Origin of the sequence: Glycomyces sp. NPDC047010, assembly GCF_040644205.1 — a bacterium.
In the GTDB taxonomy this organism is placed as follows: Bacteria; Actinomycetota; Actinomycetes; order Mycobacteriales; family Micromonosporaceae; genus Glycomyces.
The window spans coordinates 550321-567201 of sequence record NZ_JBEYVY010000001.1 but is presented as its reverse complement, the minus strand read 5'-3'; the positions used below and the strand labels follow the sequence as shown (position 1 = coordinate 567201).

At 73.0% G+C, this 16881-nt stretch carries 15 protein-coding genes; 11 read left to right on the top strand and 4 right to left on the bottom strand.

The genetic code is table 11. The features are described 5' to 3' along the window. Window positions 1–29 precede the first annotated feature (29 nt). Window positions 30–3098, top strand: coding sequence for a glycosyltransferase (locus AB0A65_RS02670; protein WP_359945087.1), 3069 nt, complete (start codon window positions 30–32; stop codon window positions 3096–3098). Window positions 3099–3101: 3 nt separating this feature from the next. Here AB0A65_RS02670 and wecB read toward each other — a convergent pair whose 3' ends face one another. From wecB to AB0A65_RS02655, 3 genes are all read right to left on the bottom strand, one after another. After that, a complete protein-coding gene (wecB, locus tag AB0A65_RS02665) occupies window positions 3102–4187 on the bottom strand; it encodes a UDP-N-acetylglucosamine 2-epimerase (non-hydrolyzing) (RefSeq protein WP_359945084.1) in 1086 nt (361 codons plus the stop codon). Then, entirely contained in the window at window positions 4184–4783 is a 600-nt protein-coding gene (locus AB0A65_RS02660) for an acyltransferase (protein WP_359945081.1), read from the bottom strand. The genes wecB and AB0A65_RS02660 overlap by 4 nt, the downstream gene beginning before the upstream one ends. 73 nt (window positions 4784–4856) lie before the next feature. Further along, window positions 4857–6449, bottom strand: a complete 1593-nt coding sequence (locus AB0A65_RS02655) for a glycosyltransferase family 4 protein (protein WP_359945079.1) — start codon at window positions 6447–6449, stop codon at window positions 4857–4859. 267 nt (window positions 6450–6716) lie between these two features. On the opposite strand from AB0A65_RS02655, the gene AB0A65_RS02650 reads away from it, so the two are divergent. The 10 genes from AB0A65_RS02650 (at window position 6717) to AB0A65_RS02605 (ending at window position 15896) form a co-directional block, all read left to right on the top strand. Beyond that, a complete protein-coding gene (locus AB0A65_RS02650) occupies window positions 6717–8204 on the top strand; it encodes a glycosyltransferase family 4 protein (RefSeq protein WP_359945076.1) in 1488 nt (495 codons plus the stop codon). A 19-nt stretch (window positions 8205–8223) separates the two neighbouring features. After that, window positions 8224–9432, top strand: a complete 1209-nt coding sequence (locus AB0A65_RS02645; RefSeq protein WP_359945073.1) for a glycosyltransferase — start codon at window positions 8224–8226, stop codon at window positions 9430–9432. 5 nt (window positions 9433–9437) lie between these two features. Then, complete coding sequence (locus tag AB0A65_RS02640) at window positions 9438–9968, top strand: hypothetical protein (protein WP_359945070.1); 531 nt, start codon at window positions 9438–9440, stop codon at window positions 9966–9968. Further along, complete coding sequence (locus AB0A65_RS02635) at window positions 9958–11292, top strand: glycosyltransferase (protein WP_359945067.1); 1335 nt, start codon at window positions 9958–9960, stop codon at window positions 11290–11292. Before AB0A65_RS02640 ends, AB0A65_RS02635 begins: the two co-directional genes overlap by 11 nt. After that, window positions 11289–11909 (top strand): hypothetical protein, encoded by a 621-nt coding sequence (locus tag AB0A65_RS02630; RefSeq protein ID WP_359945065.1) that lies wholly within the window; start codon window positions 11289–11291, stop codon window positions 11907–11909. Before AB0A65_RS02635 ends, AB0A65_RS02630 begins: the two co-directional genes overlap by 4 nt. A 159-nt stretch (window positions 11910–12068) precedes the next feature. Continuing rightward, window positions 12069–12989, top strand: a complete 921-nt coding sequence (locus AB0A65_RS02625; RefSeq protein ID WP_359945062.1) for a proline dehydrogenase family protein — start codon at window positions 12069–12071, stop codon at window positions 12987–12989. A gap of 133 nt (window positions 12990–13122) precedes the next feature. After that, window positions 13123–14883, top strand: coding sequence for a hypothetical protein (locus tag AB0A65_RS02620; protein WP_359945059.1), 1761 nt, complete (start codon window positions 13123–13125; stop codon window positions 14881–14883). 203 nt (window positions 14884–15086) lie between these two features. Then, window positions 15087–15290, top strand: a complete 204-nt coding sequence (locus AB0A65_RS02615) for a helix-turn-helix domain-containing protein (RefSeq protein WP_091031906.1) — start codon at window positions 15087–15089, stop codon at window positions 15288–15290. Window positions 15291–15435: 145 nt separating this feature from the next. Continuing rightward, window positions 15436–15537: an AURKAIP1/COX24 domain-containing protein gene (locus tag AB0A65_RS02610; protein WP_081687713.1), complete on the top strand. Its 102-nt coding sequence runs from the start codon at window positions 15436–15438 to the stop codon at window positions 15535–15537. A 44-nt stretch (window positions 15538–15581) separates the two neighbouring features. Further along, a complete protein-coding gene (locus AB0A65_RS02605) occupies window positions 15582–15896 on the top strand; it encodes a DUF2516 family protein (RefSeq protein ID WP_359945055.1) in 315 nt (104 codons plus the stop codon). Window positions 15897–15997: 101 nt separating this feature from the next. Here the strand turns inward: AB0A65_RS02605 and htpX are convergent, their stop codons facing one another. Further along, on the bottom strand, window positions 15998–16861 hold the full coding sequence (htpX, locus tag AB0A65_RS02600; RefSeq protein WP_359945052.1) for a zinc metalloprotease HtpX: 864 nt from the start codon (window positions 16859–16861) through the stop codon (window positions 15998–16000). Between the last annotated feature and the right edge of the window lie 20 nt (window positions 16862–16881).

Genomic DNA, 16881 nt, shown 5'->3' with positions numbered 1-16881 from the left:
GCCGAGCGCCTGGAAGGACCCGCCCGAGCATGGAGCCCCAGACCCGTCCTCCCCGTGTCGTGATGGTGGTCGCCAACCGGATCGACGGCGACTCGCGGGTCCAGAAGGCCGCGCAGTCCATGGCCGAGGACGGCTGGGACGTCCATCTCGTCGGGTTCTCCGTCTCGGGCAAGGAGGAGCGGTACCGCCAGGGCGACTACACGGTCCACCGCTGCCCCCTGCCCGACCTCGCCGAGCCGCCCGGGCTGCGCGAACGCGTCGCCCGGCTCCGGTTCCCCCTCGCCTACGCGGACGCCGAGCGCGCCGAAGAGGTGCCGCACCGCGTCCGCGCCGCCCGCATCGACCTCGAAGCGGACGACCGGGAGCGGTCCCGCAGCCGCGACGACGGCATCCTGCGCACCCCGCGGAAGGTCCGCCGCCTCGGCCGGAAGGTCGAGCGCAAGTGGCTGGAGCGCCGCGCCGCGTCCACCGAGAAGCGCGTCCAGTTCACCGGCATCGAGGAGGGCGACCTCGAACGCCTGGAGCGGCGCTGGTGGACGACGCTCCTCGGCGACCGCGCCTGGAAGCGCCTGGACCTGAACGCGACCCGCATCGAACTCGCACTCCGCATGAGGATCCTCAAGCTCAAACCCGACCTCATGCACGCCCACGACCCGTACCCGCTCGGTATCTGCGTGCGCGCCGCCGCCCGCATGAAGGCCAAGGGCAGCGACGTGAAGATCGTCTACGACGCGCATGAGTACGTGCCCGGCTTCGACGCCCTCGGCCCCGACCGGCTCGAAGCGCTCACCCGCTACGAGCGCCGGTACCTGCCCGGCGCCGACGCCGTCGTGACCGTCTCCCGCCCGCTCGCGAAGCTCCTCCAGGAGCGCCACGGCCTCGACCGCGAGCCGTCGGTGGTCCTCAACGCCCCGCTCGCCCCGGACGCGACCCGCCCCGACCCCGGCGACATCCGCACCTCCTGCGGCATCCCCGACGACGTCCCGCTGGCCGTCTACTCCGGGTGGGCCTCGCCCGAGCGGCAGATCGAGGTCATCATCGAGGCCGCCCGCGCGGTCCCCGAACTGCACCTCGCGCTCATCGTCAGCCGCCACAAGAACCCGTACGTGCAGTCGCTCAAGGCGCTCGCGAAGCAGTACGGCATGGCCGGGCGCGTCCACTTCCGCGGCTACGTCCACTACTCCGACCTGCCGCGGTTCCTGTCCACCGCCGACATGGGCATCCACCCGATGCAGACCGGGCCGGTCAACCACGAGATCGCGCTGCCGAACAAGTTCTTCGAGTACAGCCACGCGCGCCTGCCGCTCATCGTCTCCGACGTGGCGACCATGTCGGCCGAGGTCCGCCGCCTCGGCAACGGCGAGGTGTTCGCCTCCGGCGACGCCGCGAGCCTCGCCGAGGCGATCCGCAAGGTCGTCGCGGGCAAGGACCGGTACCGCCGCGCCTACCGCGACCCGGCGCTGCTCGCCGAGTACTCGTGGGAGCACCAGGCCCGCCAGTACACCGCGGTCTACGAGGAGCTCCTGGGCCCGGCCCCGAGCCGCGCCGCGGCGCCCCCGGCCGCCCGCGACGTGCTGCGCGAGCGCTCCGGCGCGGACGCGGAGACGCCCGTGGTCGCCGTCCTCGACGGCGGGCCGGACGACGAGTGGACCGCGACCGCCGTCCGCGGCCTCGCCTCGCTCACCGAGGCGCGCACCGTCGTCGTCTGCACCGACCCCGACCGCACCGCGGCGTTCGCCGACGCGGTCGTCCCGACCGGCCCGGTCGCCGCGTTCCTGTCCACCGCCGCCGCCGTGGTCCTCCCCGGCCCCGGCCGCGAGGAGGTCCTGCCCCCGCACCTGGCGCTCGCGCTCGACGCGGGCGTCCCCGCCGTGCTCCCCGCGACCCCCGCGGCCGAGCGGTTCTGCGAGGCCCGCCGGGTCGGGCAGACCGCGCGCGCCGACGACCCGGCGTCCGTGGCCGCCGCCGTCAAGCAGCTCCTCGCCGACCCCGACCGGGTCCGCCACGCCCGCGCCCGCGCGCGCATCGGCTCGGCCACGCCGTGGCCGCGGATCTCGCCCGACGACGCCGTGCGGCTGGGCCTGGGCCCGGTCAACAGCGCCGGGCAGCTCTCGGCCCTCGCGAAGGCCGTGGCCTGGCACTACCCGGACACCGGCGTCGAGGTCGTCGCGCTCGACTCGCGCGGCGTGTTCGACTACCCGGCCGACGAGCACTTCGCGCCCGCGAAGCTCGACGACCCGGAGTTCCAGCGCGGCCGGGCCGCGCAGGTCCTCGGCGGGTACACGCACGTCCTGTCGGACTGGGCCGGACCCGTGCTCGGGCGCCGCAGCGGCAGGGACGTCCTCGGCGACCTGCCCTCGCTCCGGCGCGCCGGGGTCCGCACCGCGCTGCTGTTCCACGGCAGCGACGTCCGCGACCCCGACGGGCACCTCGCCCGCCACGAGCACTCCGCGTACCGCAACGCCCCCGAGGACGTCCTGGAGCGGCTGCGCACCACCGCGCCGCGCAACCGCGAGGTCGCCCGCGAGTCGGGCCTCCCGCTGTTCGTCACCACACTGGACCTGCTCGACGACCTGCCGGAGGCGACCTGGGTGCCGCTCACCGTGGACGTCGACCGCTGGTACTCCGACCTGCCGGTGATGGAGCGGGCCCGCCCGGTCGTGCTCCACGCGCCGTCGAAGCGGTGGACCAAGGGCAGCGACGAGATCCTGCCGGTCCTGGAGCGCCTCGACGCGGCCGGGAAGATCGAGTTCCGCCTCGTGGAGGGCCTGCCGCCCAAGGAGATGCGCGACCTCGTGCGCGGCGCCGACCTGGTCGTGGACCAGATCGCCCTGGGCTGCTACTCGACCGTCGCGGTCGAGGCCATGGCCGCGGGGAGGCCCGCGCTCGCGTACCTCCACGAGGCCACGGCCGAGCGCATGGGGGAGGAGCCGCCGGTCGTCCACGCCACCGTCCCGACCCTCGAAGAGGTCGTCGTGTCGCTGTGCGAGGACCGCGACCGGGCCCGCGCGATCGGCGCGGAGTCGCTGCGGTTCGCGCGCCGCATGCATGACGGCAGGGCCGCCGCGGAGACGCTGCGGCCCTTCCTGGAGAGCTGAGGCTCAGCCGAGGCGCGACGCCAGGGTCCGCACGACCGCCTCGCCCGCCCTGCCGTCCCCGTACGGGTCGGCGAGGCGCACGGCGGGAGCCGGGCGGGTCGCGGTCGCGTGCCACTCGGCGGCCGGGAGCCGGTCGGGCCGGGGCGCGAGGACGTTCCAGCCGCCTTCGAGGGTCTCGACCCACTCGGTCTCGGTGCGCAGCGTCGTGCAGGCGCGGCCCAGCAGGTACGCCTCCTTCTGGAGGCCCCCGGAGTCGGTGACGACGCCCGAGGACGCGAGGACGGCGGCCACGAGGTCCCGGTACGGGAGCGGGTCGCCGACGGCGAGCGCGCCCTGGTCCAGCTTGATCCCGAACCCGTCGGCCTTGGCGCGCAGGCGCGGGTGCGCCAGGAGCGCCACGGGCACCGGCAGGTCGGCGAGCGCGCCGACGAGCGCGGCGAGCAGCTCCGGGTCGTCGGTGTTCTCGGCCCGGTGCAGGGTCGCGACGAGGAACGGCGCGTCGGCGTCGACCCCGGCGGGCAGCGCGGGCCGCAGGCCCTCGGCGAGGACGGCGTCCCTGGTGCGCAGGCACACGTCGACCATGACGTCCCCGACGTTCACGGCGCGGTCGGCGAGGCCCTCGGCGGCGAGGTGCCGCATGGCCTCCTCGGTGGGCGCCAGCAGCAGGTCCGCGCAGTGGTCGGTGAGGACCCGGTTGTGCTCCTCGGGCATGCGCCGGTTGAACGAGCGCAGGCCCGCCTCCAGGTGCGCGACCTTGACGTGCAGCTTCACGGCGGCGAGGGCACCGGCGATCGTGGAGTTCGTGTCGCCGTAGACGAGGACCCAGTCGGGCCGCTCGGCGGCGACGACCGGGTCGATCGCGGCGAGCATCGCGCCGGTCTGGGCGCCGTGGCCGCCCGAGCCGATGCCGAGGTGGTAGTCCGGTTCGGGGATGCCGAACTCGCGGAAGAACACGTCGGACAGGCCCGGGTCGTAGTGCTGGCCGGTGTGGACGACGACGTGCCGGTGCCCGGTGCCCGCGAACGCGGCGGCGACCGCGCCGAGCTTCACCAGCTGCGGCCGGGCGCCGACGATGCTGAGGACCTTCACGCGCCCGCGTCCTCCGCGAGCACCCCGTCGGCCTCGCGGAAGCGGTCCCCGTTCTTCGGGTCCTCCCACGCGCCGTCGCCGAGGTCCCGGAGGCGCTCCCCGGTGCGCCCGACCCACCCGGCCCGGCGCGCGGGCACGCCCATGACGAGCGCGAAGTCCGGCACGTCCTTGGTGACGACCGCGCCGGCGGCGACCATGGACCAGCGGCCGATGCGCACGGGCGCGACGCAGACCGCGCGCGCCCCGATGGAGGCGCCCTCGGCGACGTCCACGCCCACGGCCTCCCAGTCGTGGGCGCTCTTGAGCGACCCGTCGACGGCGACCGCGCGCGGGTTGTGGTCGTTGGTGAACACCGCGGCGGGGCCGACGAACACGCCGTCGGCGAGGCGCGCGGGCTCGTACACGAGCGCGTAGTTCTGGATCTTCACGTTGTCGCCGATGCGCACGCCGGTGCCGATGTAGGCGCCGCGCCCGATCACGCAGTTGACGCCGAGCTCGGCGTGCTCGCGGATCTGGGCGAGCTCCCACACGGAGCTGCCGTCGCCGACCTTCGCGGACTCGTGGACCTGCGCGGTTTCCTGGACCCTGTAAGACATCTGCTGCTTTCCTCGCGTACTGGTTCGGCCGCTGGCGGCCGCCGGGGACGGGGCCGATTCTACGGACGGGCCGTCAGGACCCGAGCAGGCGCCGGTAGACCCCCGCGAGGACCTCGGCCTGCCGCTCCCACGTCCACGCGTCCAGGTCCACGGGCCCGTCGTACGCCTTGCGGTAGCGGCCCGGGTCGGCGAGGACGGCCCGCGCGGCGCGCGTGAAGTCCGCGGTGTCCTCGGCGGTGAACACCTCGCCCTGCCCGGTGGCGCGGACCGTGTTCCCCATGGCCTCGACGTCGGAGACGACGATCGGCAGCCGCGCGTGCGCGTACTCGAAGAACTTCGTGATGAGCGCGATCTCGTGGTTGGGCCAGTGGTGGATCGGGATGACCCCGAAGTCGGCCTCGGCGAGGTGCTCCACGACCTGGTAGTGCTCGACGTACGGCAGGAGGTGGACCCGGTCGGCGGCGCCGAGCTCGGCGGCGCGGGCCAGGAGCGACATCGCGTACTGGCCCTCGGGCTTGGGCACGATGAACGCCGCGTGCACGCCCGGCAGATCCGGGAGCGCCTCGACCATCGTGTCGAGGCCCCGCTGCGGGGCGCCCGCGCCGGAGTAGACCATGAGCGGCACGTCGTGGCCGATGCCGCAGCGCCCGCGCAGGCTCGGCACCTCGGCAGCGGCGTCGGACTCGGCGGCGGGCCACCCCGGGCGGCCCTTCACGTCGACGACCGCGAACTCGTGCTCGTGCCCGGCCCGCGCCGGGTCGCCGGGGGCGTTGAGGACCACCGCGGGCGGCTCGCTCAAGTGGAAGTCGCGCACGAGGAGCTCGCCGAGCTCGGCGGAGACGGTCACGACGGCGTCGGCGTACGGCGCGTACTCGGCCTGGTGCGCGAGCTGCGCGGGGTGCCAGCGCGGGTGGGGCCGCCACGGCTTGATCCCGGCGAGGTACTCGTGGGCGTCCCACACGAGCTTCACATTGCGGCCCTTGGCGAGGGCGCGGAGCTTCGCGCGGGCGCCGACGCCGAGGACGGGGAAGTCGTTGGCGTGGATGACGTCCGGTTCGAGCTTGTCGATGACCTTGCCGAACGCGAGCTCGTAGCGCCACAGGTCGGGGTCGAGGCGCCGCCAGGCGCGGTCGCCCATGGTCTTGATCCAGAACTTCGTGATCGCCATGTCGAAGGGCGCGGTGCCGAGCAGGCGCCGCTCCAGGAGCGCGTCGGTGTGCCTGACGCGCAGCTTCGTCCACTTCGCGTCGAGCTTGAAGCCGACGCGGCGGGCCTGGAGCGTGGTCCAGGCGAGGGCGCGGCGGGGCGCGGGGAGGCGGTGGCCGTACAGCTTGTACTCGGCCTTGGCGGCGCCGAGGTCGGCGCGGCGGGCCTGGAGGTGCTGGTCCTTCCAGCGGGCCTTGAGGGCGTTGCCGTAGGCGAGGGGGTCGCGGGGGAAGCTGGTGCGCAGCTCGTGGGGGCGCTGGTGCAGGCCCGGCTCGAGGGGGATCAGCTCGACCTTCGCGCCGCCGAGGTCGCCGGTGAAGCGGCGGCGCCCCGCGGAGACGCCCAGGAGCGTCACGTCCCATCCGAGGGCGGCGACGGACCGCGCCTGCTTCTGTACGCGGGAGTCGCCTTTGACGTTGTTGTGCACCAGCATGACGATGCGCGGCCGGGGATTGCTCACTGGTCTCCTCGGAGTCGGTTCGGGGGGGTGGGCGCCGCTGCTGTGTTCGCGCACCGAGAGGCGGGCGGCCGTCCAACGCTAGCGTACGGACCTGCGGGTCCGCGGGGACGGTGTCCGGCGCGGCGCGGCCCCCCGAACGGCGGCCGAATGGGCCGGGTACAAACGCCCAAGTTTAGGGAAACGCCAGGTGAAGCAGTTCGTTTCGTACGATGTGCGCGCCGGGACCCCCAGTTTGCCCGGCGGGCGTACGTTGAACACGGAGGAACGATGGCTGAGCACCCCCGGCGGATCGTGATGCTGGTCCAGAACGGCGTCACCGGCGACTCGCGCGTGCAGAAGGAGGCCGAGTCGGCCGCCGCGGCGGGCTACGAGGTCGTCCTGCTCGGCGCGTCGCCGTCCGGCAAGGCGGAGGAGTGGACGCTCGGGGAGGCGACGGTGCGCCTCGTCCCCGTCAACCGCGTGTTCGACCGCCGCCGCCACGAGATGCGCCGCGGCTGGCTCCGCTCCCCGCTCGCGTACCCGCCCGGGCCGCTCGCCGCGTACCGGCAGCGGCAGGCGCGGGCGTGGCGCACCGATCTGGACACCGCCCGCGCGCAGGGGTCCTCGCCGCTGGCGCTGGCGCCGCGCGAGGCCGCGTACCGGGCGTTCTGGGGCTGGACGGGCCTGCGCCGCAAGGCGACCCGGAAGCTGGAGGCGGACCGGGCCGCGGCGAAGGGCGGCGCCGACCGCCTGGCCGCGGGGTTCTGGAAGGCGACGATGGGGGACCGGGCGTGGCGGCGCCTGGACCCGGCCCTGTGGGACCTGGAGCTGTCGTTCGGTCCGGTGGTGGACGAGCTGCGCCCGGACCTGATCCACGCCAACGACTTCCAGATGCTCGGCGTCGGGGCCCGCGCGAAGCTGCGCGCGGAGGCCGCGGGCCGGGACGTGAAGCTGGTGTGGGACGCGCACGAGTTCCTGCCGGGCATGAAGTCGTGGAAGAGCCACCCGTGGTGGAAGGACGCGCAGCTCGGGCACGAGCGCGAGTTCGCGCCGTACGCCGACGCGGTGGTCACGGTCTCGGAGCTGCTCGCCGAGATGCTCCGCGACCGGCACGGCCTCGCGGAGCTGCCCGAGGTCGTCATGAACGTCCCGGACACGTCCGGGAGCGTGGAGCAGCCGGTGCCGGGCCTGCGCGAGCGGTGCGGGATCGGACCGGGCGTCCCGCTCATGGTCTACTCCGGCGCGCCCCTTGAACAGCGCGGCCTGCACATCCTCGTGGAGGCACTCCCGGACCTGCCGGGCGTCCACGCGGCGCTCATCGTGTCGTACCCGCAGTGGCGGTACGTCAAGCGGACGCAGGAGCGGGCCGCGGAGCTCGGCGTCGCCGACCGCGTCCACGTCCTCGAATACGTGCCGCACCGCCAGGTGGTCCCGTTCCTCTCCGAGGCCGACCTGGGCGTGATCCCCATCCACCACTGGGGGAACCACGAGATCTCCCTCATCACGAAGTTCTTCGAGTACTCGCACGCGCGCATCCCCGTGGTCGTCTCGGACGTGAAGACCATGTCGGGGCTGGTGCACCGCACCGGCCAGGGGGAGGTCTTCACCGCCGAGGACACCGCCGACTTCACGCGCGCCGTGCGGGCCGTCCTCGACGACCCGGAGACGTACCGCAAGGCGTACGCCGAGCGCGTCCCCCTCGGCGAGTGGACCTGGGACGCCCAGGCGAAGCGGCTCACCGACCTGTACGGGCGCCTCCTCGGCGCCGCCACGTAGGAGAGGAACACCCGAGACTGTGAACGCAGACCGGCACGTCGCCGTGGTGACGCCCTGGTACCCGGACCCGCAGGTGACCTACGCGGGGGCCTTCGTCAGGGCCCAGGTGGAGGCCGTCTCCGGGGGGTGCGCGGAACTGGACGTGTACCACCTGAAGAGCTGGCCGGTCGGCGCCGCCGGCGCCCCCCTGGACGCGGACCCCGAGGTCCTGGACCTGCACGCCCGGCTGCTGGCGCGCGCGGACGCGCCGCTGGCGACCGCGGGCGGCGCGGTCCTGCACCGGGTCCCGACGCTGACGCCGCGGGACACGGCGTGGATCACGCACTCGGACGCTTCATCGCGGTGGCTGCGGACGTTCCTCGGCGGGCGGCCGCTCGACGCGCCGATCGTCCACGCGCACGTGCCGGTCACCGGCGGCTGGGCGGCCCTGGAGAACGCCCGGCCGGACGCGCGCGTCTACATGACCGAGCACTCCTCGTTCCTCGCGGAGCTGCTGGAGCAGCCCGCGGCCCGCGCCCGGTACGAGCGGATCCTGGAGCGCGCGGACGGGTTCTTCGTCGTCGGCGAGCCGCTGCACGACCTGATCGCGGCCACGTTTCCGCGGTTCGCGGACAAGCTGGAGTACATCGCGAACCCGATCGACTTCGGGACCGCCCGCGCCGAGGCCCCGCGGGCGCTGCGCCGCTGGCTGTCGGTGGCGGCCCTGAACGAGCGCAAGCGGATCGACTACCTGCTGGAGGCGTTCCGGCGCTGCCGCGAAGCCGACCCCGGGCTCCGGCTCACGCTCGCCGGGGACGGGAAGCTGCGCCCGGTCCTGGAGTCCCTCGCGGAGGACCTCGGAGTGGCCGACGCCGTGGAGTTCCTCGGCTCGGTGGACCCCGCGGAGGTCCCGGGCCTCATGGCCTCGCACGACCTGTTCGTCCACACCAGCCGCCACGAGACGTTCGGCGTCGTCGTGGTCGAGGCCCTCGCGGCGGGCACGCCGGTCCTGGTGAGCCGCTGCGGCGGCTCCGACCAGGTGCTGCGCGGCATCGAGTCGGAGGCCGGGCAGCTGTACGACGTGGACGACGACCCCGACGTGCTCGTGGCCGCGTACCTGGAGCTGCGCGAGCGGCACCCGGAGAAGACCGACGTGGACGCCGCGCGGGAGCACCTGCGCGCCAAGTACTCCTACGAGACCGTGGCCGCCCGCCACTTCGAGGTCTGGGACCGGGAAGGCCGCCGATGAGGATCGTGTTCGTAGCACCCAAGAGCGCGTGGCGCCAGGCCCTCGCGGCCGAGTCGCGCGCCGCCGCCGACGCCGGGCACGCCGTGAGCGTCATCGCGGAGGAGTCCCCCGAGTGGGACGCCACCCCGATCGACCCGCGGGTCCAGGTCCGCTGGACCGGGTCGAGCCGGATCAGCGCCCCCGAACCGAAGGCCACGGCGCTGTTCCTGCGCAAGATCCCCCTGGGGGCCCTGCGGGTGGTCGGCCGGGGGCCGCTGCGCGGGCCCGCGGACGGGCTGTCGCGCTGGTGGCGGCGCACCGTCCTCGGCCCGCTCAAGCGCCGCCGCTGGCCCGAGACGAAGCGGCTGCGCGAGGCGCACCGGCGCACCGCCGTGGCCGCCGCCGTCGCGGAGGCGGAGTTCGACTGGCTGGTCCTCCACGAGCCGCAGGCCGTGGAGCTGGGCGTCGACTGGCTGCCGCGGCTCCTCGACGAGCGCCCCGAGCTCGTCACCACCTTCTCCTTCGAGCCCCGAGCGGAGGCCGCACGTGGCCGCTGAACGCCCGCGCCTGCTGTACCTGGCGTACTACTTCCCGCCCTCGCGCGCCAGCGGCGTCTTCCGCGCCCGCGCCACCGCGAACCACTTCGCGGAGCAGGGCTGGGACGTCACGGTGCTGCGCGCCCCCGACAAGTTCTTCTACGACATCGTCCGCTCCGTGGACGAGGCCCTCGTGGAGACGATCGACCCGCGAGTGGAGGTCCTCCAGCCCGAGATGGACTTCTTCGCGTGGGAGAACGACCTGCGCGACTACTCCTTCTGGCGCGGGAACTTCCCCGTCCTCGCCCAGAAGCGGTACCAGAAGCGCCTGGACCGGACCTTCCCCGAGCACTACGTCACGTGGGCCGAGAGCGCCGTCAAGACCGGCCGCCGCCTCCACCGCGAGCGCCCCTTCGACCTGGTGATCGCCACCGGGAACCCGTTCGCGTCGTTCTGGGCCGCATGGGAGCTGGAGCGGCGCACCAAGGTCCCGTTCGTCATCGACTACCGCGACTCGTGGACGCTCAACCAGTTCGACAACTCCGACAAGTTCCCGCCCGGGCACGCCGCCTGGAAGTGGGAGGACGCCATCCACCGCACCGCGAGCGCGACGGTCCACGTCAACGACGCGATGCGGGCCTGGCACGCCGCCAAGTACCCGTTCGCGGCCGACCGCATGCAGGTCGTCCTCAACGGCTGGGACCCCGACATCATGGACGCCGAGTCCATCGCGTCGGTCCCGGACGAGGCCCGGCCGCTGTCGTTCGCGTTCATCGGGACGCTCACCCACGTGCAGCCGATCGAGTCGCTCCTGGAGGGCCACCGGATCATGGCCGAGTCCGGCGCCCACCCCGGCGCGGGCCTGGACCTGTACGGCCACATCGGGTTCTTCTCCTCCCAGGAGATGAAGCTCCGCGCCGAACTGGGCCTCGACCGCGAGCGGCCCGGCGTCGCCTACCGCGGCCCGGTCCCCAAGTCGGAGATCGGCACCGCGTACGCCGCCAGCGACGTCCTCGTGTTCCTCAACGGCGGCTCCAAGTACGTCACCACCGGGAAGGTCTTCGAGTACATGGCGACCGGCAAGCCGATCGTCTCGGTCCACGAGAAGGGCTGCGCCGCCGAGGAGCTCCTCCGCGACTACCCGCTGTGGTTCGAGCCCGCGAGCCTCGACCCCGCCGACGTGGCCGCGTCGATGGCCGAGGCCGGGGACGCCGCCCGCAAGGGCGACGCCGACCTCGCGGCCCGCGCCCGCGAGTACGCCCGCTCCTTCACCAGGGAGGCGGCGCTCGCCCCGTTCGAGCAGTGGGCGCGCGAGCTCGTCGCCCGGAAGGCGGCACGACCGTGACGACCCCCGACCGCGTCCTGGTGGTGGCCTTCAGGAAGGCCGCCGTGCAGCGCGTCAACTCCTACCTCGACCACCTGCTCTCGCGCGGCGTGCCCGTCACCGTGCTCGTCGCCGACGGGCAGGGCTGGAAGCAGGCGCCGCGCTTCGACCCGCGCGCCGAGGTCCTCTCCATCGGCGACCGCGAGAACCGGCAGCCGTTCGTGTGGACGTACACGATGCTCGTCGAGCGCGCCCCCGGCGGCCTCTTCCGCCGCCTCGGGAACGCCCCCGGCCCCGTCGGCGGCGCCGGCAGGAGACTCGGCCGCGTCCACGTCAAGGCCGTCCGCAAGATCCGCAAGTGGTTCTTCTGGCGCGGCTACCAGGCCGTGCGCGGCCACAGCCTGCGCCGGATCGCCCTGCGCCGCCTGGAGCCGCTGCGCCTCGACGGGGTGCGCCGCGTCGTCGTCGCCGACACCGCGGCCGTCCCCTTCGGGTGGACGCTCGCCCGCCGCCGCCCCGGCCTGGAAGTGACGCGCGCAATGGACGTGAGCGACTTCGAGGCCCTCCCCGTCACCGACCCCGCCCCTGACCTGGGCTCCGACCCCGCCGAAGCGGAGCGGCCCTACGCGCAGGTCTGATCCGGGGCCGCGCGAGGCCACTGCGAACCGAGGCCGCACCGAGACTGAGCCTTGGAAGAGGAGCGTTCCTTCCCTTCCAGGGCTTGGTTTCCAATGTTGCGGCACACGTGTTATGGCACCGTGACCTGATCCCGCATAACGGGAGGCTACGCTGCACACATGATGCGTTCTGTCATCCTCGCCGCCGCCAGGTCCTCGAAGATCGAGCGCCTCGTCGGCACCGCGCCCGTGTCCCGGTCGCTCGTGCGCCGCTACGTCGCGGGCGAGACGACGGCCGAGGCGGTCGCCACCACCCGCGCGCTCGCCGCCGACGGGCTCCTCGTGACCCTCGACTACCTCGGCGAGGACACCGTCGTCGTCGAGCAGGCCGACGCCACCCGCGACGAGTACCTCAGCCTCCTCGCCGCCCTCAAGGGCGAAGGGCTCTCCAAGGCCGCCGAGGTCTCCGTCAAGCTCTCCGCCCTCGGCCAGCGCCTCGACGCCGAACTCGCCTACGACCGCGCCCGCGAGATCTGCACCGCCGCCGCCGACGCCGGGACCACCGTCACCGTCGACATGGAGGACCACACGGTCACCGACTCCACCCTGGAGATCGTGCAGCGCCTCCGCGGCGAGTTCCACCTCACCGGCGCCGTCCTCCAGGCGTACCTGCGCCGCACCGAGGACGACTGCAAGGCCCACGCCGTCGCCGACTCCCGCATCCGCCTCTGCAAGGGCGCCTACAAGGAGCCCGAGTCCGTCGCCTACCAGCGCAGCCTCGACGTCGACCGCTCCTACGTGCGGTGCATCAACGCCCTCATGGCCGGCGACGGCTACCCGATGCTCGCCACCCACGACCCGCGCCTCATCGAGATCGGCATCGACCGCGCCCGCTGGTACGACCGCGACAAGGACTCCTTCGAGTTCCAGATGCTCTACGGCATCCGCTCCTCCGAGCAGCTGCGCCTCGCCTCCGAGGGCTACCGGATGCGCGTCTACGTCCCCTACGGCGACCAGTGGTACGGGTACCTCATGCGCCGCATGGCCGAGCGCCCCGCGAACCTCGCCGTGTTCCTGCGCTCACTGTGGACCAAGTCTTAGAGGATTCCCATCCGGGCCGCGGCGGCCGACCCCGCCCCGGCCCGGGTGAGCTGCGCCGCGACCCGTGGACGCCCAGCGCACGCCCCGCATTCGCGGCTCGCGCGACTAGCGAACGGCGACTACAGTTGCGAACGTGACTCAAGCCCCCGAGGACTTCCCCCCGGCCTCCCCCGAGCAGCCCGCCGCACAACCCCCGGCGGCGAACCCGCCCGGGCCCGCGCCGCTCGTGCCCGGACAGCGCAGCGCCTCCGACGCGCCGCGCCCCGTCCTGCCGCAGGCCGAAGGCGACCTCGGGATCCCCCAGGCCGCACCCATGCCCCCCATGATCGAACCCACGCAGCCGCCCTCCGCGCTCCCGGTCGACATGGCGATCCCCGGCATGATGCCCCCCGGCGCCGTCCCGCCCGGAGCCGTGCCCCCCGGCCACATGCCGCCCCCCGGCCCCCCGCCCGGCTACGGCGCCCACCCCGGCCAGGTACCGCCCGGCATCGGGCCCGGCCCGATCCCCGTCAGCGCCATGCCCCCCTGGCCCGGCGGCCCCGCCGGCTACTACGCGCCCCGCCCCGAACCCAAGCGCAACCGCCTCGCCACCCTCCTCGTCGTCGTCGCCCTCGTCGCCTCCTCGGTCTTCGCCGGCGCCCTCGTCAACGGCTGGCGCCCCGGCTTCGCCGACGACCCCACCGGCACCATCGACGGCCTCGCCGTCGAACCCGGCGAAGGCACCGTCCCCAGCCCCGGCCCCGACGCCTCCGCGTCCGAGATCCTCGCCTACCTGCGCGAACAGGCCCAACTCGTCCTCGACGCCCAGTCCGAGTCGCTCCTCAACGGCAGCATCGACGGCTGGCTCGCCGGCTACGACCCGACCCTGCACACCCAGATGACCGGCCGGTACGAGTCGCTCACCTCCATGCAGGTCTCCCGCTTCGATTACCAGATCGCGTCCGGCCCCATCGAGGACGCCTCCGGCGCCGTCCCTCTCTACGACATCTCCATCGCCCTCTCCTACTGCTTCGTCGAGCCCGCCGAGACCTGCAAGGCCGCCGACATCGTCTTCGACACGCGCTGGCGCGCCGACGACGACGGCATGCGCATGATCGAGGTCCAGAACTCCGAGTTCGGCCAGGGCCCCCACCCGTGGGAGGTCACCGACCTCGTCGCCGCGGTCGGCGAGCGCACCGTCACCGCCGTCCCCGCCTCGATGGAGGCCCGTCTCGACGAGGCGCTCCAGATCTCCGAGGCCGCGGCCGAGAACGCCGACCAGTGGGCGTACTGGGAGAAGCCCGACCGGTACGTCATCTACATCGCCTCCGACGAGGAGTTCGACACCTGGTTCGGCGGCATGTGGGACTCCGAGGACGTCCTCGGCTTCGCCCTGCCGCTCAACGGCACCAACGACGGCGAGCGCCAGCCGTCCACGTACGCCACCGTCATGGGCGTCGACCGCACCGGCTGGGGCGAGGGCCTCACCTCGGTGATCCGCCACGAGCTCGGCCACGCCGTGACCCTGTGGGCCGCGCCGTCCGAGCGGTACGCCGACGACACCTGGTGGATGGTCGAGGGCGTCGCCGAGTACATCGACCACGGCGACCGGGCCCTTGAGGACTACGACCGCATGTGGGACGTGCGCGACTACGTCGACCAGGGCGGCTGCGCCACCGACATCCTCCCGCCGGACGAGGACGACGACACCCTCGCGGGCTCGGGCAAGTACGGCTGCGGGTTCCTCGGCGTGCACTACATGATCGAGACCTACGGGGTCGACGCGTTCGCCGAGTTCTTCGGGATGACCGCGCGCGAGGGCACCCCCGCGGTCGACGCCGCGCAGACCGTCTACGGCAAGGACTACGCCGCGCTGATGGAGGAGATTACGGCCTTCATTGCCCAGACGGTGTGAGATCGGGTGTTGCCGGGTGGCCCGGACTGCCGTAACATGAGCAACATCCCAATCGAAAGACATCAACGTCACGCTTCGTGACGACCGACTTGTTTCGGTTCATAGGGCATTCGCGTCCACCGCACCTCTAACACATCACACAACCCCACGTCCTTGCACAGGCAATAGTGCTCGCAACAGCCCTCGACAGAACGGTGAGACACATGAGCGAACCCGGGGACCTCCTCGACGAGGTCAAGTTCTTGACGGTGACGGAAGTGGCCGAGTTGATGCGCGTCTCGAAGATGACGGTGTACCGCCTCGTCCACAACGGTGAGATCGCGGCGGTGCGGGTGGGGCGCTCCTTCCGCGTCCCCGAGAGCGCCGTGAAGACCTACCTCTCCGAGGCCCTCCAGACGGACGAGTGACCCCGCTCGGCCAGTCCGGGCCCCGCCACGCGCGAGCTGTGACGGGGCCTTCGCTCGAACTCGCCCGGCGAGGGGGCCGCCGGGGGGACGGGCTAGGCTGGTCGGGCTCTAACTATCGTCTAGTCAACACCTGTGAGGAAGCTCTATGGGCTCGGTCATCAAGAAGCGGCGCAAGCGCATGGCGAAGAAGAAGCACCGCAAGCTGCTCCGCAAGACCCGCGTTCAGCGTCGCAAGCTCGGCAAGTAACCGAGGCGACCGGCTTCCGAGCGCCTGCGGGTAGGCTGGGCCACATGCCAGAGTTCGATGCCGTGTTCGCCTTCGATGTCCGGGGCGTGATCTCGCAGATCATCGGATACGGGGCCGCGCTCCTGTCCCTGATCGCCGTCATCCACTGCGCAGTGCAGAAGCCCGAGGCGTTCAACGCCGTCGGCACCCTCTCGAAGGGCACCTGGATCGGGCTCCTCGTCGTGAGCATGGTGCTGGCGCTCCTCTTCGGCGGCTACGGCCGGCTCAACCTGTTCGCACTCGTCGCCATGGCGGCGGCACTGGTGTACCTCCTGGACGTGCGCACGGGCATCAAAGACATCGGCGGCAGCACCTACTAGGTGCCACCTCGCGCCGGAGCGAACTGACTTGCGGAAAGCCGCGCCAGCCCATGCTGGCGCGGCTTTCGGTGTGCCCGTGAGTGCTCGAATCGGTATACGGCCTAGTACTTGACGACGCCGCGGGCCATCTCCCGCAGCCGCGCGACGCGCTGCGCCGTGGGCGGGTGGGTCGAGAACAGGCTCGCCAGCCCGCCGCCGCGCAGCGGCGACTCGATCATCAGGTGCGACTGCTCCGCGATCCGGCTGTCGGCCCGCGCGGGCATCCGGTCGATGCCCGCGGAGATCTTCTCCAGGGCGCTCGCGAGCGCCAGCGGGTCGCCGGTGAGGCGCGCCCCGTCGGCGTCGGCCTCGTACTCGCGCGAGCGCGAGACGGCCATCTGGATCATCCCGGCCGCGACGGGGCCGAGGATCATCGTCAGCAGCAGCACGAGCGGGTTCGGCCGGTTCCCGTCCGAGGAGCCGAGCGGGATGAAGATCGCGAGGTTCGCGATCATCGTGATGATCGAGGCGAGCGCGCCCGCGACCGAGGAGATGAGGATGTCGCGGTTGTACACGTGCGACAGCTCGTGGCCGATGACGGCCCGCAGCTCGGCGGGCGTCAGCAGCCGCACGATCCCCTCGGTGACCGCGACGGCGGCGTTCTGCGGGTTGCGGCCCGTGGCGAACGCGTTCGGCTGCATGGTCGGGGCGACGTACAGCCGCGGCATCGGCTGCCCGGCGCGCTGCGAGAGCTCGCGGACCGTCGCGTACAGCTGCGGCGCCTGCGCCTCGGACACGGGCTGGGCCCGCATCGCGCGCAGGGCGATCTTGTCGGAGTTGAAGTAGGCGTAGGCGTTCATGCCGACCGCGATCACCGCGGCGATGAGCACGCCCGTGGAGCCGCCGAAGGCGTAGCCGATGGCGATGACGATCGCCGACATCGCGCCGAGCAGCACCGCCGTCTTGAGGCCGTTGTGGTGCTTCATGGTGGTTGGTTTCCCTCCTG

Bases quoted from the DNA above. Each gene is read 5' to 3' on its own strand.
- AB0A65_RS02610 (WP_081687713.1), top strand. From the start codon at position 15,436: ATGGGCTCGGTCATCAAGAAGCGGCGCAAGCGCATGGCGAAGAAGAAG.
- AB0A65_RS02605 (WP_359945055.1), top strand. From the start codon at position 15,582: ATGCCAGAGTTCGATGCCGTGTTCGCCTTCGATGTCCGGGGCGTGATC.
- AB0A65_RS02660 (WP_359945081.1), bottom strand. From the start codon at position 4,783: ATGTCTTACAGGGTCCAGGAAACCGCGCAGGTCCACGAGTCCGCGAAG.
- AB0A65_RS02625 (WP_359945062.1), top strand. From the start codon at position 12,069: ATGATGCGTTCTGTCATCCTCGCCGCCGCCAGGTCCTCGAAGATCGAG.
- AB0A65_RS02670 (WP_359945087.1), top strand. From the start codon at position 30: ATGGAGCCCCAGACCCGTCCTCCCCGTGTCGTGATGGTGGTCGCCAAC.
- htpX (WP_359945052.1), bottom strand. From the start codon at position 16,861: ATGAAGCACCACAACGGCCTCAAGACGGCGGTGCTGCTCGGCGCGATG.
- AB0A65_RS02615 (WP_091031906.1), top strand. From the start codon at position 15,087: ATGAGCGAACCCGGGGACCTCCTCGACGAGGTCAAGTTCTTGACGGTG.
- AB0A65_RS02650 (WP_359945076.1), top strand. From the start codon at position 6,717: ATGGCTGAGCACCCCCGGCGGATCGTGATGCTGGTCCAGAACGGCGTC.